This window comes from Lysobacter sp. HA18, assembly GCF_054057595.1.
The window spans coordinates 2,259,348-2,282,289 of sequence record NZ_JBSRZL010000001.1 but is presented as its reverse complement, the minus strand read 5'-3'; the positions used below and the strand labels follow the sequence as shown (position 1 = coordinate 2,282,289).

The 22,942-nt window shown below is 67.8% G+C and carries 18 protein-coding genes, 1 tRNA gene and 1 pseudogene; 10 read left to right on the top strand and 10 right to left on the bottom strand.

The features are described 5' to 3' along the window. Positions 1–62: 62 nt before the first annotated feature. The 3 genes and pseudogenes from ACVWWW_RS11240 to ACVWWW_RS11230 form a co-directional block, all read right to left on the bottom strand. Positions 63–723: pseudogene (locus tag ACVWWW_RS11240) on the bottom strand (HNH endonuclease). A 75-nt stretch (positions 724–798) separates the two neighbouring features. Further along, positions 799–2,595, bottom strand: coding sequence for an acyl-CoA dehydrogenase C-terminal domain-containing protein (locus ACVWWW_RS11235; protein WP_027083472.1), 1,797 nt, complete (start codon positions 2,593–2,595; stop codon positions 799–801). 10 nt (positions 2,596–2,605) lie between these two features. Further along, on the bottom strand, positions 2,606–3,088 hold the full coding sequence (locus ACVWWW_RS11230; protein WP_027083473.1) for an NDR1/HIN1-like protein: 483 nt from the start codon (positions 3,086–3,088) through the stop codon (positions 2,606–2,608). Positions 3,089–3,209: 121 nt separating this feature from the next. Here ACVWWW_RS11230 and ACVWWW_RS11225 point away from each other — a divergent pair, with 121 nt between their 5' ends. Next, entirely contained in the window at positions 3,210–4,403 is a 1,194-nt protein-coding gene (locus ACVWWW_RS11225) for an MFS transporter (protein ID WP_456998699.1), read from the top strand. Here the strand turns inward: ACVWWW_RS11225 and ACVWWW_RS11220 are convergent. The 5 genes from ACVWWW_RS11220 to ACVWWW_RS11200 form a co-directional block, all read right to left on the bottom strand. Continuing rightward, positions 4,400–5,041 (bottom strand): response regulator transcription factor, encoded by a 642-nt coding sequence (locus ACVWWW_RS11220; protein WP_027083474.1) that lies wholly within the window; start codon positions 5,039–5,041, stop codon positions 4,400–4,402. The two genes, ACVWWW_RS11225 and ACVWWW_RS11220, sit on opposite strands and share 4 nt — an antisense overlap. Positions 5,042–5,098: 57 nt before the next feature. Further along, positions 5,099–5,797: a sensor histidine kinase gene (locus ACVWWW_RS11215; RefSeq protein WP_027083475.1), complete on the bottom strand. Its 699-nt coding sequence runs from the start codon at positions 5,795–5,797 to the stop codon at positions 5,099–5,101. Then, positions 5,794–9,063, bottom strand: a complete 3,270-nt coding sequence (locus ACVWWW_RS11210; protein WP_051235296.1) for a serine/threonine-protein kinase — start codon at positions 9,061–9,063, stop codon at positions 5,794–5,796. Before ACVWWW_RS11210 ends, ACVWWW_RS11215 begins: the two co-directional genes overlap by 4 nt. Next, complete coding sequence (locus tag ACVWWW_RS11205; RefSeq protein WP_027083476.1) at positions 9,060–9,965, bottom strand: FHA domain-containing protein; 906 nt, start codon at positions 9,963–9,965, stop codon at positions 9,060–9,062. Before ACVWWW_RS11205 ends, ACVWWW_RS11210 begins: the two co-directional genes overlap by 4 nt. Positions 9,966–10,107: 142 nt before the next feature. Then, positions 10,108–10,935, bottom strand: a complete 828-nt coding sequence (locus ACVWWW_RS11200; RefSeq protein WP_027083477.1) for a DUF6689 family protein — start codon at positions 10,933–10,935, stop codon at positions 10,108–10,110. Positions 10,936–11,171: 236 nt separating this feature from the next. Between ACVWWW_RS11200 and ACVWWW_RS11195 the strand changes: the two genes are divergently transcribed. Next, a complete protein-coding gene (locus tag ACVWWW_RS11195; protein ID WP_081672169.1) occupies positions 11,172–13,670 on the top strand; it encodes a S8 family serine peptidase in 2,499 nt (832 codons plus the stop codon). 97 nt (positions 13,671–13,767) lie between these two features. Here ACVWWW_RS11195 and ACVWWW_RS11190 read toward each other — a convergent pair whose 3' ends face one another. Continuing rightward, positions 13,768–14,175 (bottom strand): DUF6491 family protein, encoded by a 408-nt coding sequence (locus tag ACVWWW_RS11190; protein WP_027083479.1) that lies wholly within the window; start codon positions 14,173–14,175, stop codon positions 13,768–13,770. Positions 14,176–14,330: 155 nt separating this feature from the next. Here ACVWWW_RS11190 and ACVWWW_RS11185 point away from each other — a divergent pair. The 4 genes from ACVWWW_RS11185 to ACVWWW_RS11170 all read left to right on the top strand — a co-directional run bounded on the left by ACVWWW_RS11185 (position 14,331) and on the right by ACVWWW_RS11170 (position 16,521). After that, a tRNA-Phe gene (locus ACVWWW_RS11185) sits at positions 14,331–14,406 on the top strand. Positions 14,407–14,516: 110 nt separating this feature from the next. Beyond that, the gene (locus ACVWWW_RS11180) at positions 14,517–15,407 is read left to right on the top strand and encodes an MBL fold metallo-hydrolase (RefSeq protein ID WP_027083480.1); all 891 of its coding nucleotides are present in this window, start codon (positions 14,517–14,519) and stop codon (positions 15,405–15,407) included. Beyond that, a complete protein-coding gene (locus ACVWWW_RS11175) occupies positions 15,404–16,120 on the top strand; it encodes a TMEM43 family protein (protein ID WP_027083481.1) in 717 nt (238 codons plus the stop codon). The genes ACVWWW_RS11180 and ACVWWW_RS11175 overlap by 4 nt, the downstream gene beginning before the upstream one ends. Continuing rightward, positions 16,120–16,521, top strand: a complete 402-nt coding sequence (locus ACVWWW_RS11170; RefSeq protein WP_027083482.1) for an MAPEG family protein — start codon at positions 16,120–16,122, stop codon at positions 16,519–16,521. The genes ACVWWW_RS11175 and ACVWWW_RS11170 overlap by 1 nt, the downstream gene beginning before the upstream one ends. A 64-nt stretch (positions 16,522–16,585) precedes the next feature. Here ACVWWW_RS11170 and ACVWWW_RS11165 read toward each other — a convergent pair whose 3' ends face one another. Continuing rightward, positions 16,586–18,094: an aminotransferase class III-fold pyridoxal phosphate-dependent enzyme gene (locus ACVWWW_RS11165; protein ID WP_027083483.1), complete on the bottom strand. Its 1,509-nt coding sequence runs from the start codon at positions 18,092–18,094 to the stop codon at positions 16,586–16,588. A gap of 206 nt (positions 18,095–18,300) precedes the next feature. On the opposite strand from ACVWWW_RS11165, the gene queA reads away from it, so the two are divergent. The 4 genes from queA (at position 18,301) to secD (ending at position 22,938) form a co-directional block, all read left to right on the top strand. Beyond that, positions 18,301–19,350: a tRNA preQ1(34) S-adenosylmethionine ribosyltransferase-isomerase QueA gene (gene queA / locus ACVWWW_RS11160; protein ID WP_027083484.1), complete on the top strand. Its 1,050-nt coding sequence runs from the start codon at positions 18,301–18,303 to the stop codon at positions 19,348–19,350. A 92-nt stretch (positions 19,351–19,442) separates the two neighbouring features. Further along, entirely contained in the window at positions 19,443–20,579 is a 1,137-nt protein-coding gene (tgt, locus tag ACVWWW_RS11155) for a tRNA guanosine(34) transglycosylase Tgt (RefSeq protein ID WP_027083485.1), read from the top strand. Positions 20,580–20,658: 79 nt separating this feature from the next. Next, complete coding sequence (yajC, locus tag ACVWWW_RS11150; RefSeq protein WP_027083486.1) at positions 20,659–21,003, top strand: preprotein translocase subunit YajC; 345 nt, start codon at positions 20,659–20,661, stop codon at positions 21,001–21,003. 72 nt (positions 21,004–21,075) lie between these two features. Beyond that, positions 21,076–22,938 (top strand): protein translocase subunit SecD, encoded by a 1,863-nt coding sequence (gene secD, locus ACVWWW_RS11145; protein ID WP_027083487.1) that lies wholly within the window; start codon positions 21,076–21,078, stop codon positions 22,936–22,938. Positions 22,939–22,942 lie beyond the last annotated feature (4 nt).

Below are 22,942 nucleotides of genomic sequence, written 5' to 3'. Positions count from 1 at the left end.
CAACGTGCATGCGTCGACATGCGACGCACCGCGTCGTCGAATCGTGAACGGGGACGCAGTCCTCAGACTGCGATGCGTCGCTCGCGGCGCGGCAACTGCGCCTTCAGGAATTCCATCTGGTCCGCGAGGATGTGCCGGTTCGAGAGGATCAGGTGTTCGATCCAGCTCGGCCGGTAGGGTACGGCAAGCAGCGGCATCGACGCCTGCTGCGGCGTGCGGTTGCGCTTGCGCGAGTTGCAGGGGAAGCATGCGGCGACGACGTTCTCCCACGTGTCCGCGCCCGCCCTTGGACAGCGGCATGACGTGATCGCGCGTGAGCTTGCTGCGCGGGAACGGATCGCCGCAGTAGAGGCAGAGATGCGCGTCACGCGCGAACAGCGCCGGGTTGGTGAGCGCTGGCGTCGGGTTCAGCGCGTGCGCACGTGCGCGGCCGCGCGTGGCGACGATGGGATGCAGTTCGATGATGCTGCGCTCGCCGGTGTCGCGCGCATGGCCGCCGCGGACGCGCAGGCAGGGTTCGCCCAGCGTCCAGGCCACCGCGCCGCGTGCGTAGAGACAGGTCGCCTCGTGCCAGTGCAGCCAGTCGAGGACATGGCCATGCGCGTCGAGGGAGAGCAAACGGACGCCGTCCAGCGGGAATCCGCCGGGAGGCGGGGACAGCGGTTCCGCGGACCAGATCGGATCGTGGTCGACGAGTCGCAACCTAGCAGGATGGTGCGCCATGGCCCGAGCTTATAACGAGCCGGTGACGAAAGGGCGTCACCGGCTCGCGTTGCGTCGACGCGGCCGCTGGCCGGTTCAGCGTCCGGCGTCGAAAGCGTCCGGGTCCAGCGCCATCAGCGAGGTCGCGCCGCTCTCGATCGCTGCCGCATGGGTGAGCGTGCGCGGCAGGATGCGGTCGAAATAGAACCGCGCGGCCGCACGCTTGCCGTCGGCGAACGACGGCGTGACCGATGCACCGTCCAGCGCCGCGACGCTGCGCGCCCACCAGTAGGCGAGCACGACGTAGCCCGAGAACATCAGGTAGTCGTACGACGCGGCGCCGAGCTCGTCCGCGTTCTCGCCGCTGCGCTGCGCGATGGCGACGCTGAGCGCCTGCCACTGCGTCGCGAGGTCGGTGAGCGCGGTGCAATAGCCGCCGATCGCGGCGTGACCCGCATGTTCCGTCGCGAACGAACGGATGCGGCCGAGCATCGCCTTGAGGCCGGCGCCCTTGAGCTGCATCACCTTGCGGCCGAGCAGGTCGAGCGCCTGAATGCCGGTCGTGCCTTCGTACAGCGTCGTGATGCGCGCATCGCGTGCGAGCTGCTCCATGCCGTGTTCGTGGATGTAGCCGTGGCCGCCGAAGCACTGCATCGCGTCGTACGTGACCTCGATGCTCCATTCGGTCAGGCAGGCTTTGACGATCGGCGTCAGGAAACCGACGAGTGCATCGGCTTCCGCGCGTTCCTCATCCGACGTGCCATGCAGCGCGATGTCGAACTGCAATGCGGCGTCGTACGACATCGCGCGGGCGCCTTCCACCAGCGCCTTGCACGTCAGCAGCATGCGGCGTACGTCGGGGTGCACGATGATCGGGTCAGCTGGCTTGTCCGGGAATTTCGCACCCGTCGCGGCGCGCATCTGCAGGCGTTCCTTCGAGTAGATGAGCGCGTTCTGGAACGCGCGATCGGAAAGCCCAAGGCCCTGCAGGCCGACGGCGAGGCGTGCGGTGTTCATCATCACGAACATCGCCATCAGGCCCTTGTGCGGTTCGCCGACCAGATAGCCCTCCGCGCCGTCGAAATTCATCACGCACGTCGCCGAGCCGTGGATGCCCATCTTGTGTTCGAGGCTGCCGCAGCGAAGCGTGTTGCGTTCGCCGATCGAGCCATCCTTCGAAACACGGAACTTCGGCACGACGAACAGCGAGATGCCGCGGCTTCCCGCCGGGGCGTCCGGCAATTTCGCCAGCACGAGATGGACGATGTTGTCCGTCATGTCGTGCTCGCCGGCGGTAATGAAGATCTTGGTGCCGGAAATCGAATAAGTGTCGTCGCCGCGCGGTTCGGCGCGTGTGCGTAGCAGGCCGAGATCGCTGCCGCAATGCGGTTCGGTCAGGCACATCGTGCCGGTCCAGCGGCCTTCGACCAGCGGCTTGAGGAAGACTTCGCGCTGCCAGTCGGTGCCGTAGACCGAAAGCGCTTCAACCGCGCCATTCGACAGCAGCGGGAAGTTGCCCCATGCGAGATTGGCGGCGTCGACCATCTCCTTGATCGGGAAGCCGACAAGGTGCGGCAGGCCCTGGCCGCCGTGTTCGGTCGCGGTCACGAGGCCGGTCCAGCCACCTTCGACGTACTGCGCGTACGCCTCCTTGAAGCCGGGTGGCGTGCGCACATCGCCGGTCGCGGTGTCGAGCGTGCAGCCGATTTCGTCGCCGACACGGTTGAGCGGCGCGAGTACCTGCATGGCGAACCGCGCGCCTTCCTCGAGCACGGCGTCGAGCACGTCGCGCGTCGCGTCGGAATGACCCAGTCGCGCGAATTCGCGTTCGGCCTGCAGCAGGTCGAACAGCACGAAACGCATGTCGTTGAGCGGAGCGTCGTAACGGCTCATGGTGGCGACCTCAGCGCAGCACGCCGGGCAGGCCCGGCGCGGGGTTGAGCGTGCTGCGATGCTTCACGTCGAACGTCTGCTGCGACTTCTTGTCGGGCGTCGCGGCGATCTTGCCTTCGAGCATGTAGTCGACGCTGCGGCCGGCCGCCAACGCATCGGCGATGGCCAGCTTCGCGCCGGTCGCCGGCTGCAGGCGCACGTCGATCACGTCGGCGGATTCGGGGCCGATGTCGAGCGCGGGCGATGCGACGAGATCGCCGGCCGCCTGTTCGGACGCGGTCAGCGTGAGCCGCACCGTGTCGAAGCGCATCGGGATCGAGCTGTAGTTCTGCAGCCGCAGCTGGACGTCCCAGCCGCCGTCGGCACGCACGGTGAGTTGCTGGATCTGCGCGGTCGGCTCGGAGACGCGGCGCACCGGGCCGCTGACGCAGGCGGCGAGCATCGCGAGCGCGGCGGTCGCGAGGGCGAATCGAAAGAGTGAGGCTGGACGCATGGAGCAGCTCCGTTCGGAATCGTGTCGAGCATACCGTCCCGCACGGAGCGCGCGTCGACACGCTGTGCAGAGCAGGCGAGGGACGGCCGCCATACTCGGCCCATCGTCGATGGAGCAGCCGATGCAGCGATCGAATCTGCGACGCATTCCGCCTGCGGTGTGGGCCCTGGGCTGGGTCAGTCTGTTCATGGACTTCGGCTCGGAGATGGTCCATTCGCTGCTGCCCCTGCTGCTCGCCGGGCCGCTGGGCGCGAGCGCGCTGGCGATCGGGCTGATCGAAGGCAGCGCGGAAGGGCTGGTGTTGGTGACCAAGCTGTTCTCCGGCTACGCGAGCGATGCGATCGGGCGCCGCAAGCCGGTGGTGGTGCTGGGCTACGGACTCGCCGCGCTGACCAAGCCCTTGTTTCCGATGGCGACGTCGGTGTCGATGGTGGTCGGCGCGCGTTTGCTCGATCGCTTCGGTAAGGGCATCCGCGGTGCGCCGCGCGACGCGCTGATGAGCGACATCGTCCCGCCGGACCTGCGCGGCGCGAGCTTCGGCCTGCGTCAGTCGATGGACACCGTCGGCGCGGTAATCGGCCCGCTCACCGCTATCGCGCTGATGCTCGCGTTCCACGACGACATCCGGCATGTGCTGTGGTTCGCGGTGGTGCCTAGCCTCGTATCCGTCGCCATCCTCGTGCGCTTCGTTCGCGAGCCGGAGCACGTCGGCGACCGCGCACCGCGCGCACGTCTGCCGATCACCCGCGAGGGGCTGCGTGCACTCGGCAGCGGCTACTGGCGCGTGGTCGCGATCGGCGCATTGCTGTCATTGGCGCGCTTCAGCGAAGCGTTCCTGATCCTGCGTGCCGACCAGCTCGGCCTCGCGAAGGCGTATGCGCCAATGGTGCTGGTGGTGATGAGCCTGGTGTACACGCTGAGCTCGTATCCCGCCGGCGTGTTGAGTGACCGGCTTGGGCGACGCGGCGTGTTGATCGCGGGATTGGTGGTGCTCGTCGTCGCCGACGTCGTGCTCGCATCCGCGCACGGTCCGATCATCGCGTTGATCGGCGCCGCGCTCTGGGGATTGCACATGGGCCTGACGCAGGGCGTCCTTAGTGCATTCGTTGCCGACCACGCGCCGAAGGATTTCCGCGGCACGGCATTCGGCGTCTTCAGCCTTGCGTCGGGCATCGCGCTGGTCATCGCGAGCGCATTGGCCGGCGCGTTGTGGGACTGGCACGGTGCATCGACGACGTTCGTCGCTGGCGCGGTGTTCGCGGCACTGTGCGGGCTCGCATCGTTCGCGCTGCCGAAGCCGGTGGCGGTCGCCTAGTCGAGCAGGCCCTTGCGAAGCGCGTAGCGGACCAGCTCCGCGGTGTTGCGCACGCCGACCTTGTCGAGCACGCGGGCGCGATGGTTCTCCGCGGTCTTGGCGCTGATGTCGAGCTTGCGCGCGACTTCCTTCGTCGTGTGGCCTTCGGCGATCAGGTGGAAGACTTCGCGCTCGCGTGCGGTGAGCCGGCCGTAGGGATCGTCGAGCGTGCGTTCGGGATGCTGCAGCTGTTGCGCGAGTGTGCGCGCCGCCTGTGGGCCGAAATGGCCGCGACCCGCATGCAGGTTGCGCACGGCGGCGAGCAGCTCCGACGACGCGCTGTCCTTGACGAGGTAACCCGACGCGCCGGCGCGCACAGCCTGCAGCACGTACTCGTCCTCCTGGTGCATGGTGAGCACCAGCACGCGCGTCTGCGGCAGCGATTCGCGCAGGCGCCGCACGACCTCTATACCGCCGAGGCCGGGCATCGACAGGTCGGCGATGACGATGTCGGGCCGCACCGCGTTTGCCTTCTCGAGTGTTTCGATGCCGTCCGCGGCCTGCGCGACGACCTGTACGTCCCCATCCGCCTGCAGCAGGCCGACGAGGCTTTCGCGCACGAGAGTGTGGTCGTCGGCGATGAGGATGCGGATGGGCATGCGCGAACCGTGCGGTTCGAGCGGCCATGGCGTCAAGCCGGGGCCGCCCTGACGGCGTCAGTACGCGTCGAGCGGCACCACCGCGCGCAGCCGCGTGCCGTTGCCGGGCGCGGAATGGATCTCCAGCGTGCCTTGGAACAGACGCAGCCGTTCGCGCATGCCCGATAGCCCGCTGCCTCCGGCGCGTTCGTTCGTGTCGAAGCCGACGCCATCGTCGAGTATCTGCAACTGCAGTCGACCCTCGCGCTCGACCAGCCGCAGCAGCACGCTGCGCGCCTGCGCATGCTTCGCGATGTTGTTCAGTGCTTCCTGCGCGATGCGGAACATCAGGGTTTCGCGTTCGCCATCAAGCGGCGGAAGCGGTTCTACGTCGACGGTGACCGCAATGCCTGCGGTTTCGCCGACGCTGCGGCCGAGCCAGCGCAGGGCGGGTTCAAGGCCGAGGTCGTCGAGGATGGTCGGGCGCAGCAGGCGCGAAAGTTCGCGCGTGTCTTCCAGCGTGTCGGCACAAAGTGCGACCGCTGCATCGAGCGCAGCGCGCATAGGCACGTCGTCCAGCCCGTCACGCAACTGCGCGAGCCGATGCTTGAGCGCAGTGAGGTTCTGGCCGACGCCGTCGTGCAGATCGCGTGCGAGGCGACGGCGTTCGTCTTCCTGCACGCGCAGCACCGATCGGCCGAGGCGACGGAACTCGCGCTCGTTCGCTTCGAGGCGCTCAAGCAATTGCATGTAGCGGTCGGCGGCGGAATCGGTCATGGCGCGACGGCTTTCGCTAAGGCGGGTGCGGCGCGCGGCATGGCCGCGTCGAAATGCGTGCGCGCCTCGTGCGCAGCGGCTTCGGCGTCGGCTGCGGCCGAGGTGTCGCCGAGCGTGCGTTCGGCCGCCGCCGCCTGATCGTGGATGGAAGCGACGAGGCGGCTCGATGTATCACGCAGCGACGGCGCGGCGTCGCGATACAGGCGCAGAGCGCCCGCTGCGTCATTGCGTGCGAGCGCGGCGCGCATCGCGAGGTCGGTCCAGTCGAGACGAAGGCCCGCATTGCCGAGCGCCGCGGTAGGCGCGTCGAACGCTGCCGGGTCGCGCTTCGCGATTCGCGCCTGCAGCAGGTCGAGGTCGAGCTGCAGCGCGCGCACGCCGGACGCCATGGCGAGCGGTTGCGCGACCTTCAATGCGGCAAGCGCGGCACGTGTGTCGCCGCGTGTGTCGGCGAGCTGCGCGTCGAGGCGGCCGGCGATCGCGCGTTGTTCCGTCGACGCCTGCGCGAGATCGGTGCGCAAGCCAGCTAAAACGCGCGACGCACCGTCCAGATCATTCGCTTCGATACGCGCTTCCGCATCGAGCAGGCGCGCGTCGATGCTGCCGCGCAGGTCATCGCGTTCCTTGAACAGTGCAAGCGCTTCGGCCGCGTTGCGAATTGCGCCCGACGTGTCGCCGCGTGCGATCGCGAGCTCCGCGAGGTTGCGATAGGCGACGGCGGCTTCCTCCGCCATCTGGCGGCGCCGCGCCTGAGTCAGCGCGTCGGTCTGCGCCTGCTGCGCATCCGCCCAGCGCCCGCGCGCAGCCAGCAGCAGGCCGAGGTTCTGTCGCGTGCGGATCACGCCGGTTTCGTCGCCGAGCTGGCGATACGCATCGGCCGCGCGTTGCCAGTAGGTCTGCGCATCGTCGTACGCCCCGAGCTGGTACTGCGCGAAACCGATGTCGTTCAGCGCCTGCGCGACGCCGTGCGGGTCGCCGGCACGTTCGAAGCCCTGCAGCGCAAGACGGAACGCATCGAGCGATGCGGCGTAATGACCGCGTTCCTCTTCGAGCAGCCCACGTTCGTTGTCGACCGCCGCCAGGCCGGCGCGATCGTTCAGTTCGATGTTGATGCGACGCGCCTCGCCCAGCGCGGCAGCCGCAGCATCGAACGCGCCGCGCTGGCTGAGCAGGTTGGCGAGGTTGCGCTGGCTGGTCGCGACGCCGCGGCGATTGCCGACCGCACGACGCAGTTCGACCGCGCGGCGGTATTGCTCTTCGGCGTCGACGGTCTGACCGAGCCGTCCGTAGCCGACGCCGAGCGCATTCACCGTTTCCGCGACGCCGTACGCATTGCGGCCGCGTTTGAACAGCACGAGGGCGCGGACCAGGTAGTCGTCCACCGCCGGGCGTGCATCGCCCTTGAGGATGGAGAACTTGCCGAGTTCGAACCATGCGCGCGCATCCTGCGCATCGCGCTCGGTGAGTTTCTGCAGCGTGCCGATGGCGGCGTCGAATTCGCCTGCGGCGCCGGACGCGCGCGCGAATTGCAGTTGCGCGAACGTATCGGACGGAGACCGCGTCGACAACGCGCTCCACGTCTTCGCGGCGGTGGACGGATCACCTTCCAGCATTGCGCGCATCGCCGCGAGCTGCTCGTGCGAGGACGACGCGGAATTGGGCGCGGCGCGTTGCGCACGGTCGATCGCCGACAGCGCCACATCGTCCTCGCCGATCGCCTGCGCGACGTCCGCGAGCACGAGGAACGCGACAGGGTCATCGCGATCGAGCGCGGTCGCGTGTTGAAGCGCCGCGAGTGCGGCATCGTAGTGACCGGCGCGACGCGCGATTTCCGCCGAGCCTTCGAGCGCGAGCACATTGGGTGCAGGCACGTGGAAAGCGGGAGTCGCATTGACGCCGAATGCGCTTATGGCCTGCGCGGTGCGCAACCACGCGGCGAGCGCGGCAGCGGGCGTTGCTGCGCGCGGACCATCGAGTCGCGCATCGCCATCGCCGTCCTGCTCGCCGGTGACATGCCAGCCGTTCGCGACCGATGCGAGTTCGAGGCGTACCACGCGGCTCGCCGCACCGGCGCGACGCATTGCATCGAGTGTCGGCCGGCCCGTCGCGTCGAGCTGCCCCAGCGCCTGCAGCATGCGATCGGTGTCGACGCGCGCCATGCCGGGTGCGTCGGCCAACGCGGCGCGCAATTGCATGTCGAGACCCACGCGTTCGGCTTCCGCAACACCATCACCTTCCAGCGGCATCAGCAGCACGCGTTCGAGCGGGCGCGACGGCGCAGGCGCGATGGCATTGACGGGCGCGCGATGCGTCCACCAGAACGCGCCGCCGCCGATGGCTAGCGCAGCGATAACAGCACCTGCGAGCAAACGGCGACTACGAACGGGATCGCGCGGCACTTCGCACCGATCGATGGCCTGCACGACGGCCGCGGCGTCCGGCAACCGATGCGCGGGTTGCGGACGCAGAAGTCTTTCGACGAGCCGCGCGATCCATGTCGGCACGTCGGGTCGCGTCGCGGTGACGAGCGCAGGCGTGCGCACCATCCGCTGCGCCAGTGCTTCCGCGGCGGTCGCCGATGCGAACGCACGCTCGCCGGTCAGCATCTCGTGGAGGATCAGGCCGAGCGCGTACAGGTCGCTGCGCGGCCCGATCGGATCGCCGCGCGCCTGCTCGGGCGACAGGTAATCCGGTGTGCCGACGATGCTCGACGTCGCGCTGCGTGTGCTGGTCGCGATCGAGCGCGCCACGCCGAAATCGGTGATCGATGCATTGCCGTCCGCGGCGACCAGCACGTTCGCCGGTTTCAGGTCGCGATGCACGACGTCGCGCGCATGTGCCGCCTGCAGGCCCAGTGCGACATCGCGCGCGATGCGCAGCGCGGTGTCGATGGGGAGGGCCCCACGATCGATGATGCGATCCAGCGGCTCGCCGTCGATCAGGTCCATGCTGATCAGCCAACGCGTATCGCCGTTGGCGAACTCGTGTCGCGCGATGTCGTGGATGCGCACCACGTGCGGGCTCGACACCTGGCGTGCGAGCAGCAACTCCTGCCGGAAGCGTTCGAACGCATCGGCACGCTGCGCGATTTCCGGCCGCAGCAATTTGATCGCCACGGGAACACCTAACGCTTCGTCCTGCGCGCGATAGACGACGCCCATGCCGCCGACACCGACCAGTCCTTCGATGCGAAAACGCCCGGCAAGCAGGGTGCCGGGCGCCAGATCCATCTGCGCGTAGATGCCGGTGGACGTGTGGTCGGTCATCGCGTCGGCGAATGGCCTGCGAGCAGGTTCGCCCAGTCGCCGGGTGCGGGCGGTTCGACACCGCCCTGCGTTTCGCCACGGGCCGCGAGCCACAGCGCGCAACGCTCGGCGAAGGCCTGCAACAGTTCGACGTCGAGCGTGGTCAGCGCGGGGCCGGCTTCGCGGCGGTCCGCATAGACGGCCCCGAGTGCGCGATCGCCGTCGAGCAGGGGCAGGGCGATCAACGTCCGCAGCCCGCCGCGCACCACCGATTCGCGGCTGGACAGCCAGGCATCGTGGCCGATGTCGTTGAACACGACCGGTGCGCGCGACCGCAGGGCCTGCGCGACCGCGCCGAGGCTGCCGGTGAATTCGGGACCCGTGGCGAGCGACGCATCCAACGCGATCGACGCGGCGATGCGATAACGCCCGCCGCCGGCGGTCAATACGAAGCCGCGCGTGCACTGCGCAAGTTCCAGCACCGCGCGCAGGCTGTGCTCCAGCAGCGTGGATGTCGGCGCGGCGCCGTCCTGTGGCTGCGCCATGGCTTCAATGCGTGCGGTGAGGCGCGTGGCCTCGTTCCGGCGTTCGGCCCAGCGTCGCACCTGTTCCTCGGCGGCATTGGTGTCGAGGATCGCGAACTCGCAGTGCACGTCGCCAAAGCGCAGCCAGCATGCGCGCGCGAGCGAGGTATCGGTGACGCGCCCACCGTCGACGTAGCTGCCGTTCTTGCTGCCGACGTCCGTCAGGTGCCAGGTGCCGTCGACCTCGGGTGCGAGTTCCGCGTGGCGACGCGATACCGAGGCATGCGGCAACAACAGGTCGGCGTCGAGCGCGCGACCAATGCGGAGACGGTCGCCCGGTGCGACGATTCGTGCGATTGCGGCGCCTTCCGGAACGTAGGCGATGAGACGGGCCTGCATCAGCGCATCTTAGGGCCAGTTCCCCGTGCGAAACGGCCGTGCACGTCAACGTACGCCGACGTGCGGGGCCCGGACGCGCGAAGCCCCCGACGGGCGGGGGCTTCGGATGCGTCGATGGAGCGTGGCGGCGTCAGGCAGTGCCTCAGTGCCCGAAGTTGCGCAGGTAGGCGATCGAGAACTTCGCCGTGGCGACGCCGGCGATGAGTTCGCCCGCCGTGTTGTCGCCACCGCCGCCCGCGAGCCACGTATTCGGGATCGCAGTGCCCGCACGTGCGTCGACGCGCGATGCGAGGGCATCGAGGTTCGCCAGTGCGTCGTCGTAGCGCGCGTCCGCAACAGCCTGGGCCGCCGCGGCGCGCTGCGCTTCCAACGGCGCGGCTTCGCTGGCCGGTAGTGTGGCGATACGCGTACGCAGGCGCTCGAGCTTGTCGTTGACGACGTCGCCGGTGCGGCGCACGTCGGCGACGATCAGGAACTGCGAGAACCCACCGGTCGTGCCGCGTGCGCGGACGCTGCCTTGCGCGACTTCCGTGGTGATGTCGCGGAACGCGCCCCCGATCGGCGCCTTGAACAGGCGATAGCTGCTGCCGTAGGTGTAGGCCAGAGCGTGCGTATGGATTTCGACCTTGACCGTGCGATCGAACGACAGCCCGCCGGCGGGCGGTTCGACCGTCACCATCAGCGGGAACGACGAATCCAGCGCGGCGAGCGAGCCGGGCAGCCGCGTCAGCAACTGCGGGTCGCTGAGCGACACGGTCTGCGCGACGATGCCGAGGTTGGCGGCCGACAACGCATGCGGCGAGTCGAACGTCAGCGTCATGTCCGCGATGGGCAGCGAAGGCGTGCCGATGACTACGGTGGCGACATTGCCCTGCACGGCGACCTGCACCGGCAACGACTGCGCGGACGCGAACGGAGCGACGACGGCCAGCAGGGCGAAGATGAACCAGCGGGCAAGACCACGCGGCATGGCGGCTCCGGAACGTGTTGGGACCCCGATATCGCAGCGACGCTAGGCCGGGCCCGGTGAAGCGCGCGTCGTTGCGGACAGGCCCGACCTTACACCCGCGCGCGGCGCGGACGCGAGGTCGAAAACCCCCACGCGTTCATGAGTGTTTACCCCTGCGCCGCGTGGAGGCATTGCCGGATGGGAGCGCGTCTGCGCCGGTGCGACAACTGCATCGTCGCCTGACCTGGAGTTACCCGATGTCCGCCTCGCGCTCCCTCTCCCTCCGCGTTTCCGCCCTCGCGTTCGGCCTGCTCGCCAGTGGCGTTGCGCTCGCCGACGCCCACCTCGACGGCCAGCTCGTGCAGAAGCTCGCCGCCGCCGCGCCGACCGACCAGCTCGGCGTCGTGGTCACGTATCGCCAGTCCGGCCCGATCAATGCCACGCAGCTCGCCGAGCTGAAGGCGCTGGGTATCGAGAAGGGCCGCACGATGCGCAGCCTGCCGATCGCCGGCGTCATCGCGACGCCGTCCGAAATCCGCGCTCTGGCCAAGGAAGGCGACGTCGTCTCCATCTTCTACAACGCGCCGCTGCGCTACTTCGACGTCGAGGCGAACCAGATCTCGAGCGCGGCACGTGCCATCTCCAACCCGGGCGACTTCAGCCGCGCCGTGCCGTTCAGCGGCAAGGGCGTCGGCGTGATGATCAACGACTCGGGCATCGACGCGACGCACGACGACGTCAAGCTCGGCACGCACGTCGTGCAGAACGTGCTGGCGCCGCAGAACGTGCTCGCATCCCTGGCATCCGACGTCGCGCCGGGCATCGTGCCGCTTACGTATGTCGAGAACGTGCCGAACGCGGACATCGGCTCCGGCCACGGCACGCATTGCGCCGGCATCGTCGGCGGTACTGGTGCACGCTCCAACGGCTTGTATCGCGGCGTCGCCCCTGGCGCTTCGCTGGTCGGTTACGGCTCGGGCGCGGTGCTCTTCATCCTCGACGCGGTCGGTGGCCTCGACTACGCGGCGACCAACCAGTTCAGCTATCGCGACACGATCCGCGTGGTCAGCAACTCGTGGGGCAGCAGCGGCACGTTCGACCCGACCGATCCGGTAAGCGTCGCCACGTACGAGCTTTACAAGCGCGGCATCGTCAGCGTGTTCGCGGCTGGCAACGACGGCCCGGGCGAAGACACGCACAACCCGTACGCGCAGGCGCCTTGGGTCATTTCGGTGGGTGCGAGCGAAAAGGACGGCGTGCTGACGGGCTTCTCGTCGCGCGGCAAGCGCGGCGAAACCGGCACCTTCACCATGGCCGACGGTAAGTCGTGGACCTACGTCAACGAGCCGACGATCGTCGCGCCGGGCGTCGACATCATTTCCGATCGCGACCTCGCCGGCGCGCTGCCGCCGCTGGAAGCGCAGCACGACCAGGAAACGCTCGCACCGCAGTACCTGCCGTTCTATACGCACATGAGCGGTACCTCGATGGCGACGCCGCATGTGGCCGGCATCATCGCGCTGATGCTCGAAGCGAACCCGAACCTCACGCCGGCGCAGGTCAAGGACATCATCAAGCGCACCGCGACGAACATGACCGGTCGCCTCTCGTGGGAAGCGGGCGCCGGTCACATCAACACGTATGCCGCCGTTGCGGAAGCGACCAACGTCCGCACCGGTTACGGCAGCACGGTGAACTCGCTGCGCACGTTCAACTCGAACGCGGTGCTCGCCAAGGGCGCGGATCCGAAGCCGTTCTCGCTGTTCTTCGCGCCGGTCGGCACGGTCGACACGATGGAGTTCGACGTCGGTCCGGAAGTCGCCTTCGTCAGCGCACGTTCGACTGTCGACAACACCGTTGCGCTGGTGCTGATCGATCCCGATGGCGAACAGTACGGCTCGTCGATCGCGCTGCCGGTCGAGAGCGACACCATCACCGTCGGCGCGCCGGGCAAGGCGGGCAAGTGGAAGCTCACCGTACGCGGCGTCGGTTCGGTGTCGGGCGCTGGGCTCGATCCGCTGAAGGTCACGAACGGCTATGCAGCGCCGGGCTACGTCGATGGCGAGATCAGCTTCCTCAACTCCGGCGGCTACACCGGTCTCAACGACATCGCCAGTCATCCGGCGCGTCAGGCGATCGAGTTCGCCATCGCGAACCGCCTTGCCGACGGTTACGCCGACAAGACGTTCCGCCCGGACGCCAACCTCAAGCGCATCGAACTCGCGCAGTACCTGTCGATGGGCCAGAACATCGGTCAGTCGCTGCCGTTCAACGGACGCTCGAGCTTCAGCGATCTCGGCACCGGTGCCGCAGGTTATGCGTATGCCGAGTCGGCGATCGCACGTGGCGGCGCACTCCGCGACCTCGCGCACAACCAGGACGGCGTGATGGGCACCGTCAACGGCGCGTTCCGTGCGAACGACCCGGTGACCCGCGTCTCGCTCGCCTACTCGCTGGTGCAGAGCATGGCGCTGCAGTCGCAGGCGCAGTCGTTCAGCGGTGACCTCACCGCGTTCTACGACGGCAAGCGCGTTCCGGTCGCCGATGCGGCATCGATCCCCGCCGCGCTACGCGGTTACGTGCAGCAGGCGCTCGACCTCGGCCTGATCAATGCGCGCTTCGCGGTGGAGCAGGGGCCGTACGACCTGCAGCCGACGCTGAAGGCGTACTTCGATCCGAACAAGGCGGTAACGCGCGCCGCGTTCGCCGTCGCCGCCGGCCGCTACCTCACGGCGTATCAGGCCGCGCAAGACTGAGTTCCCCCACGCGCACCTCGTCAATGTGCAACGCCCCGGGGAGACCCGGGGCGTTTTTGTTTGCATTGCGCGCATATGTCTGCCGACGTCGACTGTTCTACTTGCTGACGACGCGCTCCGCGGCGCGGACCGCGTTCGTGTCCAGCGGCCGGATCGACACGATCTGGCACGGAACGGTATTGCCTGCGCCGAGCGGGATAACGCGATCGAGCTTCGCCGACACCTGGTTGCCGCCACTCTGCGTGACCTGGATGCCGTGTGCCCATTGCAGGTCCCGGCAGCCGGGTACCTCGAGCAGGTATGCGCGCCCGGGCGACATCCAGAGTGCAAGCGCCTCCGTCCCAAGCGGCGTCCACTGCATGAAGCTGCTGTTGTAGAGGAAGTTGTTGATCGGCGCGCCTGCGTTAGAGCGATACATCTCGAGCTGCTGCGCCGTGTTCTGGGGGTTACTGGCACAGCCGCCAAGCACGAGCGCAGCGGCCACCAGCGCGAGTACGGGTTTCATGGTGTGTGCTCCAGTTCCGTTGAAGGTCTCCCGATGATGCGCTTGAAGACGGGGCCCCCAAGACTCGCGTCGTCGCGCTCGTTCAGCCCACATGCGGCTTGCCAACCACTCCACGCGTCCGTAACATTCCGCCTCCCACGGCCCGCCGTGGTCGTGGCCGGGTAGCTCAGTTGGTAGAGCAGGGGATTGAAAATCCCCGTGTCGGGGGTTCGATTCCCTCCCCGGCCACCACGATTCGAATCGGGAAAGCCCGCAGTTGCCTGCGGGCTTTTTTGTTGCCCGAGATCCGCCTTGACCCCGCGGGGCGCAGGCGGTCGAATGGTGGAAACGCGGAGGTCGGCATGAAGCTCTGGTCCATCGACGGCAATACCCAGAAGCTCGACGGCGGCGCCATGTTCGGCAACGCGCCTCGTGCGCTGTGGTCGCGCTGGGCGGCGCCGGATGAGCAGGGACGCATCGATCTCGCCTGTCGCGCGCTGCTGGCCACGCCACTCGCCGGCAAGACCGTACTGTTCGAAGCCGGCATCGGCGCGTTTTTCGAGCCCAAGCTGCGCGACCGCTACGGCGTGGTCGAGGATCGCCACGTGCTCCTCGAATCGCTCGCGCACGCCGGCTTCCAGCCCGAGGACATCGACGTCGTCGTCCTCTCGCATCTTCATTTCGACCACGCGGGCGGCCTGCTGACCGCGTGGCAGGACGGCAGCGAACCGTCGCTGGTGTTCCCGAATGCGCAGTACATCGTCGGGCGCCGCCATTTCGAGCGCTCGCTCGATCCACATGATCGCGACCGCGCGAGCTTCATTCCCGCGCTGCCGGGTCTGCTGCAGTCGACTGGTCGCCTTGAACTGGTCGACAGCGAGCATTCGCACACGCTGGGCAACGCCGTGCGCTTCCACTTCAGCGACGGCCACACGCCGGGCCTGATGCTGGCGGAAATCGTCGGCGCGCCGAATGCGAACGGCCACGCGCATGGCGGCGTGGTGTTCTGCGCGGATCTGATTCCCGGTCGTCCGTGGGTGCATGTGCCGATCACCATGGGGTACGACCGCAATGCCGAGCTGCTGATCGACGAGAAGCGCGCCTTCCTCGACGACATGCTCGCGCGCGACGTCCATCTCTACTTCACTCATGATCCAACTTGCGCGCTCGCGCGCGTGGTGAAGTCCGCCGACGGGCGCTTCGGCACAGCTAACGAGGTTCCGGCGCTGCAGGCGCGACCGATCGCCGCATGAAATCAATCGCGACGCTCGCACTGGCTGCGCTGATGTTCGCGGGCGCAGCACATGCCGACGCGGTTCCGGAAAACGATCCCGCGCCGTCGAACGCGCTGGAGGACCCGGATTTCCACGTCGCGTCCAAGCAGTTCGGGCTGGAGCGACGCGTCGAAATGTTCCAGTGGCGCCGCGATGACGACGGCAGCTACAGCACGGTATGGACGGCCGGGCCGATCGACTCCGACGACTTCGACGCGTCGCATCGCAATCCCGATCGTCTTCCGGTTCGCAACCGCGAATGGTGGGTCGATTCGGTGTCCATGGACGGTCGCCCGTTGCCGATCGAAGTCGTGCGCCTGCTCGGCCAGTGGCAGGCGCTGCGACCGAACTTCTCGCGGCTTCCCGGCAACCTCGGCGCGAGTTTTCAGCCGGAAGGCGATGGACTCGCGAGCAGCTACAACCCGCTGGCGCCCGCGATCGGCGACGTGCGCATCACCTGGCACGAATTCGTGCTGCCCCCGCTTGCCGGCAAGGTCGCGCTGCGCGACGGCGCGTGGCAATTGAGCGCAAAGGCCGCTGCGGCACCCGCGGTCGTGCGTCCGGCCGTGGACATCACCGCCGCGACGCGCAAGCCCGCGATGAAGCTTCGCCCCTGGCTGATCGCGATCGCTACTGCGGCGCTCGTCGGCCTCTGGTTCCTTACCCGTGCCATCACCGGAGGCAAGTCCTGATGCCTGTCGTCACGTTGCTCGTCGCCGGCCTGCACGGCCTTCTGTTGATGGTGTTGCTGTTGCCAATCGTGGCGTTGCGCCGTGGTCGCAAGGTCGGCCTCGGCGACGGCGGCGACCCGCAGCTTCTGCAGCGAATTCGCGTGCATGCGAACTTCATCGAGAACGTTCCGTTCGCGCTCCTGCTTCTCGCGCTGTTGGAGCTGGGCCGTCTCGACCGCTGGTGGGTCGCTGTTCTGGGTGGCGTGTTGTTGCTTGCGCGCGTGTTGCACGCGGCCGGTCTGTCGCGTTCGGCGGGTTATTCGTTTGGACGATTCTGGGGCACGTTCCTGACGTGGTCCGTCATCGTTTCCTCGTCGCTGCTCGCCGTCGTTCGCAGCGCGATGATGCTGTCAATGCACTGACCCATCGCGCATGAAAAAGGCCGGCAATCAGCCGGCCTTTTTACTTTCAGCGATGCGTGTGGCGTCAGGCGGCTGCGGCCTGCTCGATGCTCGGGCCTTCCTTCAATGCACGGCCGACCATTGCGACCACCATCTCCAGCTCGTCGCTGGTGATGGTGAAAGTCGGCGTGAAGCGCAGCGAGTTCGCGCCGCCGTGGATGACGCCGATGCCGCGCTCGCGCAGCCATTCCTCGGTCGAGCCCGCGCCGTAGCACTTGAACTTCGGCGACAGCTCGCAGGAGAACAGCAGGCCCGTGCCTTGCACCTTCGTGATCATTCCGCCGAGCTCGCTGGCGAGCGCTTCGAGACGCTGCAGCGCTTCCTGGCCGCGCGCGACGATGTTCTCGCGCACCGCCGGCGTGACCTGCGCCAGCACGGCGCATGCGACATCGAGCGCACGCGGGTTGGTCGTCATCGTGTTGCCGTAGAGGCCCTTGCGATACAGCGCCGCGGCGCGTGCATTCACCGCGAGCACCGACAGCGGGTACTGCCCGGCGTTGAGCGCCTTCGAATAGGTTTCCATGTCCGGCGCTTCGACGCCTTCGAAGCCCGGGTAGTCGACGATCGACAGCACGCCCGTTGCACGCAGGCCGGCCTGGATCGAGTCGATCAGCAGCAGGCCGCCGTGCGAACGCGTGAGTTCGCGCGCGGCCTCGTAGAACGCGCGCGGCACGCGACGGCCCGGGTCGCCTTCGCCCATCACCGGCTCGAGGAACATCGCTTCGATGAACCAGCCGTTCGCATCGGCATCGGCGAACGCGCGACGCAGCGCATCGACGTCGTACGGCTCGACGGTGATCACCGAATCCTCGCCACGGAAGCTCGCGAGATGCTGCATGTAGGTCTTGCGCGACGAGTCGGAATACAGCGCCGGGCGCTCGGTGCGGCCGTGGAAGCTGCCCTTCACGACGAGGCGCTTGATGGCGCGGCCCGCATGGCGTGCCCCGGCGTCCGTCATCAGCTTGGCGTTCGCGTCGGCGATGCGTGCGGCCAGCGACACCGATTCGGAGCCGGAATTCAAGCAGAAGAAACGTTCGTACGGGCAGCCGCCGGATGCGCCGATCACGGCGCGGATCGCGCGATCGAAACGGCGTTGCGCGAGCGACGGCGTCATGATGTTGGCCATCACCTGCGGCTTCGACATCGCGTCGATGATCGCCTGCGGCGCATGGCCGAAGCCGAGCATGCCGTAGCCGCCGGAATCGTGGAGCACCGCGCCCTTGAGCGTGACGACCCACGGGCCGCGCGCGACCAGCGCGACGTACGGATTGACGCCGTCGTCCGGATAGAAGTTGACGAAGCCGGCCTGCACCGCGTCGATCTGCGCGTCCTCGTCGAGATCGAGGATGTCGGCGGCCTCGGCCTGGATCGCATCGAACTCGACAACCGCGGCTTCGATGGCTTCGCGCAGCTCGGCATGCGAGGCCGCGAAACGCTCGACGGTCACGTCGTCCAGGCCGATCGTGCGGCGGCGTCCACCACGGGCGCGCAGCGGGGCGAGGAGGGCGACGACGTTGGCGTTTGGGTTCGACATGACAGCGGCTCCGAGCAGTCCTGGGACAAGACGAAAAACGCGGGAAACAGGCGGGCGCGGAAGCGCGCGCGAGGCGTTTTCCGTTTCCATTCAAAAGGTTGCGTCCATGCTATCACGCGGGTTTTGCGCCGATAACCCCCGGCGCGCCGGTACACTACGCGGCCGTCCGCGCCGCGGATGAACGGTCGACGATGGTTCCGTCCGCCTTGAAGAAGTCCGATTTCGATTACGAACTTCCGCCCGAGCTGATCGCGCAGGCGCCGCTCGCGGAGCGTTCGGCGAGCCGCCTTCTGGTGGTGCCGCCGGGCGATGCGCCGTTCGAAGATCGCGTGTTCCGCGATCTTCCCGACCTGCTGCGCGCCGGCGACCTTCTAGTGTTCAACGACACACGCGTCATCCCGGCGCGATTGTTCGGACAGAAGAGCACGGGTGGCCGCGTCGAAATCATGATCGAGCGCCTGCTCGGTGCGGATCGCGCTCGTGCGCAGCTCGGCGTCAGCAAGTCGCCGAAGGAAGGCGCGGTCATCGAACTCGATGCGGGCGGCGTCGCACGCGTGCTCGGTCGCGAGGGCGAGTTCTACCTGCTGCAGTTCGAGGTGGACGAACCGCTCGAATCGTGGCTGCTGCATGCGGGCCGCCTGCCGTTGCCGCCGTACATCCAGCGCGAGCCAGGCCAGGACGACACGGAGCGCTATCAGACCGTATTCGCGAAGGAGGTCGGCGCCGTCGCCGCACCGACCGCGGGCCTGCATTTCGACGAAGCACTTCTCGCGCGGCTGCGCGCCATGGGCGTCGACTTCGGCCACGTCACGCTGCACGTCGGCGCAGGCACGTTCCAGCCTGTGCGCGTCGACGATCTCAGCCAGCACGTCATGCACAGCGAGTGGATCAACGTCGGTGCGACGCTGGTCGAGCAGATCCGTCGAACGCGTGACGCGGGCGGACGTGTGATCGGCGTCGGCACGACGGTGGTACGTGCGCTGGAAAGCGCGACGCGTCATCACGACGATGGCCGGGTCGAACTCGCGCCGTTCGCCGGCGAAACGCAGCTCTTCATCCTGCCGGGTTACCGCATGACCAGCGTCGACGCGATGGTCACCAACTTCCATCTGCCGCAGAGCACGCTGCTGATGATGGTGTCGGCATTCGCGGGCCGCGAGCGCATCTTCGCCGCGTATCGCCATGCGATCGTCGCGCGCTACCGCTTCTTTTCCTACGGCGACGCGATGATGCTGTGGAAGCGCAGCGATGGCTGACGACGCGATCTGACTGTCGTCGACAAATGCACCAGGAAGCCCGTTCGCGACTTCCGATTTCTCCGTAATCACGCACCCAGGTCCAACGTCCCATGAGCCGCATGTCGTTCGAACTCCTCGGCACCGATGGCGTCGCCCGTCGTGGTCGGCTCACGTTTCCGCGCGGCACGGTGGAGACGCCGGCGTTCATGCCGGTCGGCACGTATGGCTCGGTCAAGGGCGTCACGCCCGATCAGGTGCGAGAGCTCGGCGCCGAAATGATTCTCGGGAACACGTTCCATCTGTTCCTGCGGCCGGGTCTCGACGTGATCGGCGATCACGGCGGGCTGCACGGCTTCACCCGATGGAACGGCCCGATCCTGACGGATTCCGGCGGATTCCAGGTGTTCTCGCTCGCGCACAAGCGAAAGATCACCGAAGAGGGCGTGACCTTCGCGGCGCCCACCGACGGCAGCAAGGTGTTCCTCGGTCCCGAGGAAAGCATGCGCATCCAGAAGGTGCTCGACTCGGACATCGTGATGATCTTCGACGAGTGCCCGCCGGTACATGTCGACGGCGTGCCGGTGTCGCCCGACGTGATCCGTCGCTCGATGGAGCTGTCGCTGCGCTGGGCCGAGCGCAGCAAGCGCGCGCACGAGGGCAACGACGCCGCGCTGTTCGGCATCGTGCAGGGCGGCGTGCATCGCGACCTGCGCACGAAGTCGGCCGAAGCGCTGCAGGCGATCGGTTTCGACGGTTATGCAATCGGCGGGCTGGCGGTCGGCGAGACCGAGGACGAGCGCAACGCAATGCTCGATCACACGGCACCGCAGCTTCCGACCGATCGCCCGCGCTACCTGATGGGCGTTGGCCGGCCCGAAGACCTGGTCGAGGCCGTCACGCGCGGCGTCGACATGTTCGACTGCGTGATGCCGACGCGGAACGCGCGCAACGGCCATTACTTCACCGCGACGGGCGTCATCCGCGTCCGCAATTCCAAATACGAGCGCGACCTGCGCCCGATCGAGGAAGGTTGCGACTGCTACACCTGCCGCAACGGCTACACGCGCAGCTACCTGCGCCACCTCGACCGCTGCAACGAGATGCTCGGGCCGATGCTGGGCACGCTGCACAACCTGCGCTACTACCAGCGCCTGATGGCCGGCATGCGCGAGGCGATCGAGCAGGGGCGGTTCGGCGAATTCCGTGACGCCTTCTACGCCGCGAGGCAGGCGGGCGAGGGCAGCTGAATCGGGCTGGCCTTCACGCGCGGCGCTGCGGGCCACCGGCGGGTGGCATAATCCCGGGTCGCTTTCGCCGGACCCCACCATGTCCCTGCTCGATCTCGTAATTCCCGCCGCCCACGCCCAGGCCACGGGTGCCGCTCCCGGCGGCGCCAGCGGCGTACTCGGCTTCCTGCCGATCCTCGTCGTCGTCGCGGTGATGTACTTCCTGATGATCCGTCCGCAGATGAAGCGCGCGAAGGAACACACCGGCATGCTCGCCAAGCTCGCCAAGGGCGACGAAGTGCTGGCTGCTGGCGGTCTCGCTGGCACCGTTACCGATATCGGCGAGAACTTCGTCACGATCGAGGTCGCCGATGGCGTTCGCGTTCGCGTGCAGAAGTCCGCGATCGGCAACGTCCTGCCCAAGGGCACCTTGAAGGCGGCGTAAGCCGCGAGCACTTGAAGGCGGCTACGGCCGCCCTTACGCCTTGTACGCGGCGGGGAGCCGCCTGGACTTCTGATGCTGACCTACCCGCGCTGGAAATACGCCCTCGCCGTCATCCTGCTGCTGTTGAGCGCGCTGTACGCGCTGCCCAACGTGTTCCCGCAGGATCCTTCCGTGCAGGTGAGCGCCAACCGCGGCGGCACCGTCGACGCTGCGCTTCGTACGCGCGTCGCCGACGCGCTGGCGAAGGCCGGCGTGCCGGAGAAGGGCAGCGAGATCAAGAACGGCAGCCTGCTCGTGCGCTTCGCGAACCCGGACCTGCAGGTCAAGGCCGCGGACACGCTGCGCGATCCGCTGGGTAACGATTACGTCGTCGCGCTGAACCTCGCGTCGACCGCGCCGGAATGGCTCGCAGGTATCGGTGCGAAGCCGATGCTGCTGGGCCTCGACCTCCAGGGCGGTGTGCATTTCATGATGCAGGTCGACCAGAAGGCGGCGATGGACAAGCGCCTCGACGCGCTGGCCGAGGACGTGCGCGTGCAGTTGCGCGACGCCGGCATCCGCTACGAGTCCGTCGAGCGTCGCCCGGATGGCAGTGTCATCGCCACGCTTGCGCCGCAGGATGTCGCGCGCGCGCAGCAGCTCATCCTCAAGGGCCAGACCACGCTGGACGTGTCGGCCGTCGGCGGCACGATCACCGTTCGCGTCAACCCGGCCGAACAGCAGCGCCTTGCGCTCGAGGCGGTCGAGCAGAACGTCAGCACGCTTCGCAACCGCGTCAACGCGATCGGCGTCGGCGAGCCCATCATCCAGCGCCAGGGCACCGACCGCATTGTCGTCGAGCTTCCCGGCGTGCAGGACACCGCGCAGGCCAAGCGCATCATCGGCGCGACCGCGACGCTCGAATATCGCGCCGTCATCGAAGGCGACGCGCAGGATGCGGTCACCACCGGCAACGTTCCGCCGGAGGCGCGCGTCTACTACCGCCGCCAGATGACGCCAAATGCCCCGCGCATTCCGGTGCTGCTGAGCAAGCGCGTCATCGTGTCGGGCGACCAGCTCGTCGGCGCGACGGCCACGACCGACGGCCAGTCCGGTACGCCGGCCGTGAGCGTCCGCCTCAACAGCGTCGGCGGCCAGCGCATGTTCGACTTCACCAGCGAGAACGTCGGCAAGCCGATGGCGGTGGTGTACATCGAGCGCGTGCCGGAGGTGAAGACGATCGACGGCAAGGAAGTGCGCACCACGCGCATCAGTGAGGAAGTGATTTCCGTCGCGACCATCCAGGGCGTCTTCAGCAAGGAATTCCAGACGACAGGCCTGTCGAGCGCGAACGAAGCCTCCGACCTCGCGTTGCTGATGCGTTCGGGTTCGCTTGCGGCGCCGATGGACTTCGTCGAAGAGCGCATCGTTGGCCCGAGCCTCGGTCGCCAGAACGTCGAGCGCGGCCTCACCGCCGTCGCCGCGTCGTTCTGCTTCACGCTGGTGTTCTTCCTCGTCTACTACCGCATGTTCGGCATCATCACGAGCCTCGCGCTGCTGATGAACCTGCTGATGGTGATCGCCATCCTGTCGGTCTTCCACGCAACGCTGAGCCTGCCGGGCCTTGCGGGTGTCGCGCTGACGGTCGGTATGTCGGTCGACGCCAACGTGCTCATCAACGAACGAATCCGGGAAGAGTTACGACTCGGGCTGCCACCACAGACATCGATCTCGGAAGGCTACGAACGCGCCAAGGGCACGATCGCCGACGCCAACCTGACGACGATCCTCGCCGGCCTCGCGCTGTTCGCATTCGGCACGGGCCCGATCAAGGGCTTCGCGGTGACGCTCATCGTCGGCATCCTGACGTCGATGTACACGGCGGTTTCGGTGTCGCGCGCCATCGCGACGCTGATCTACGGCCGCCGCCGCAAGCTGCAGTCGATCGCGATCTAAGGGA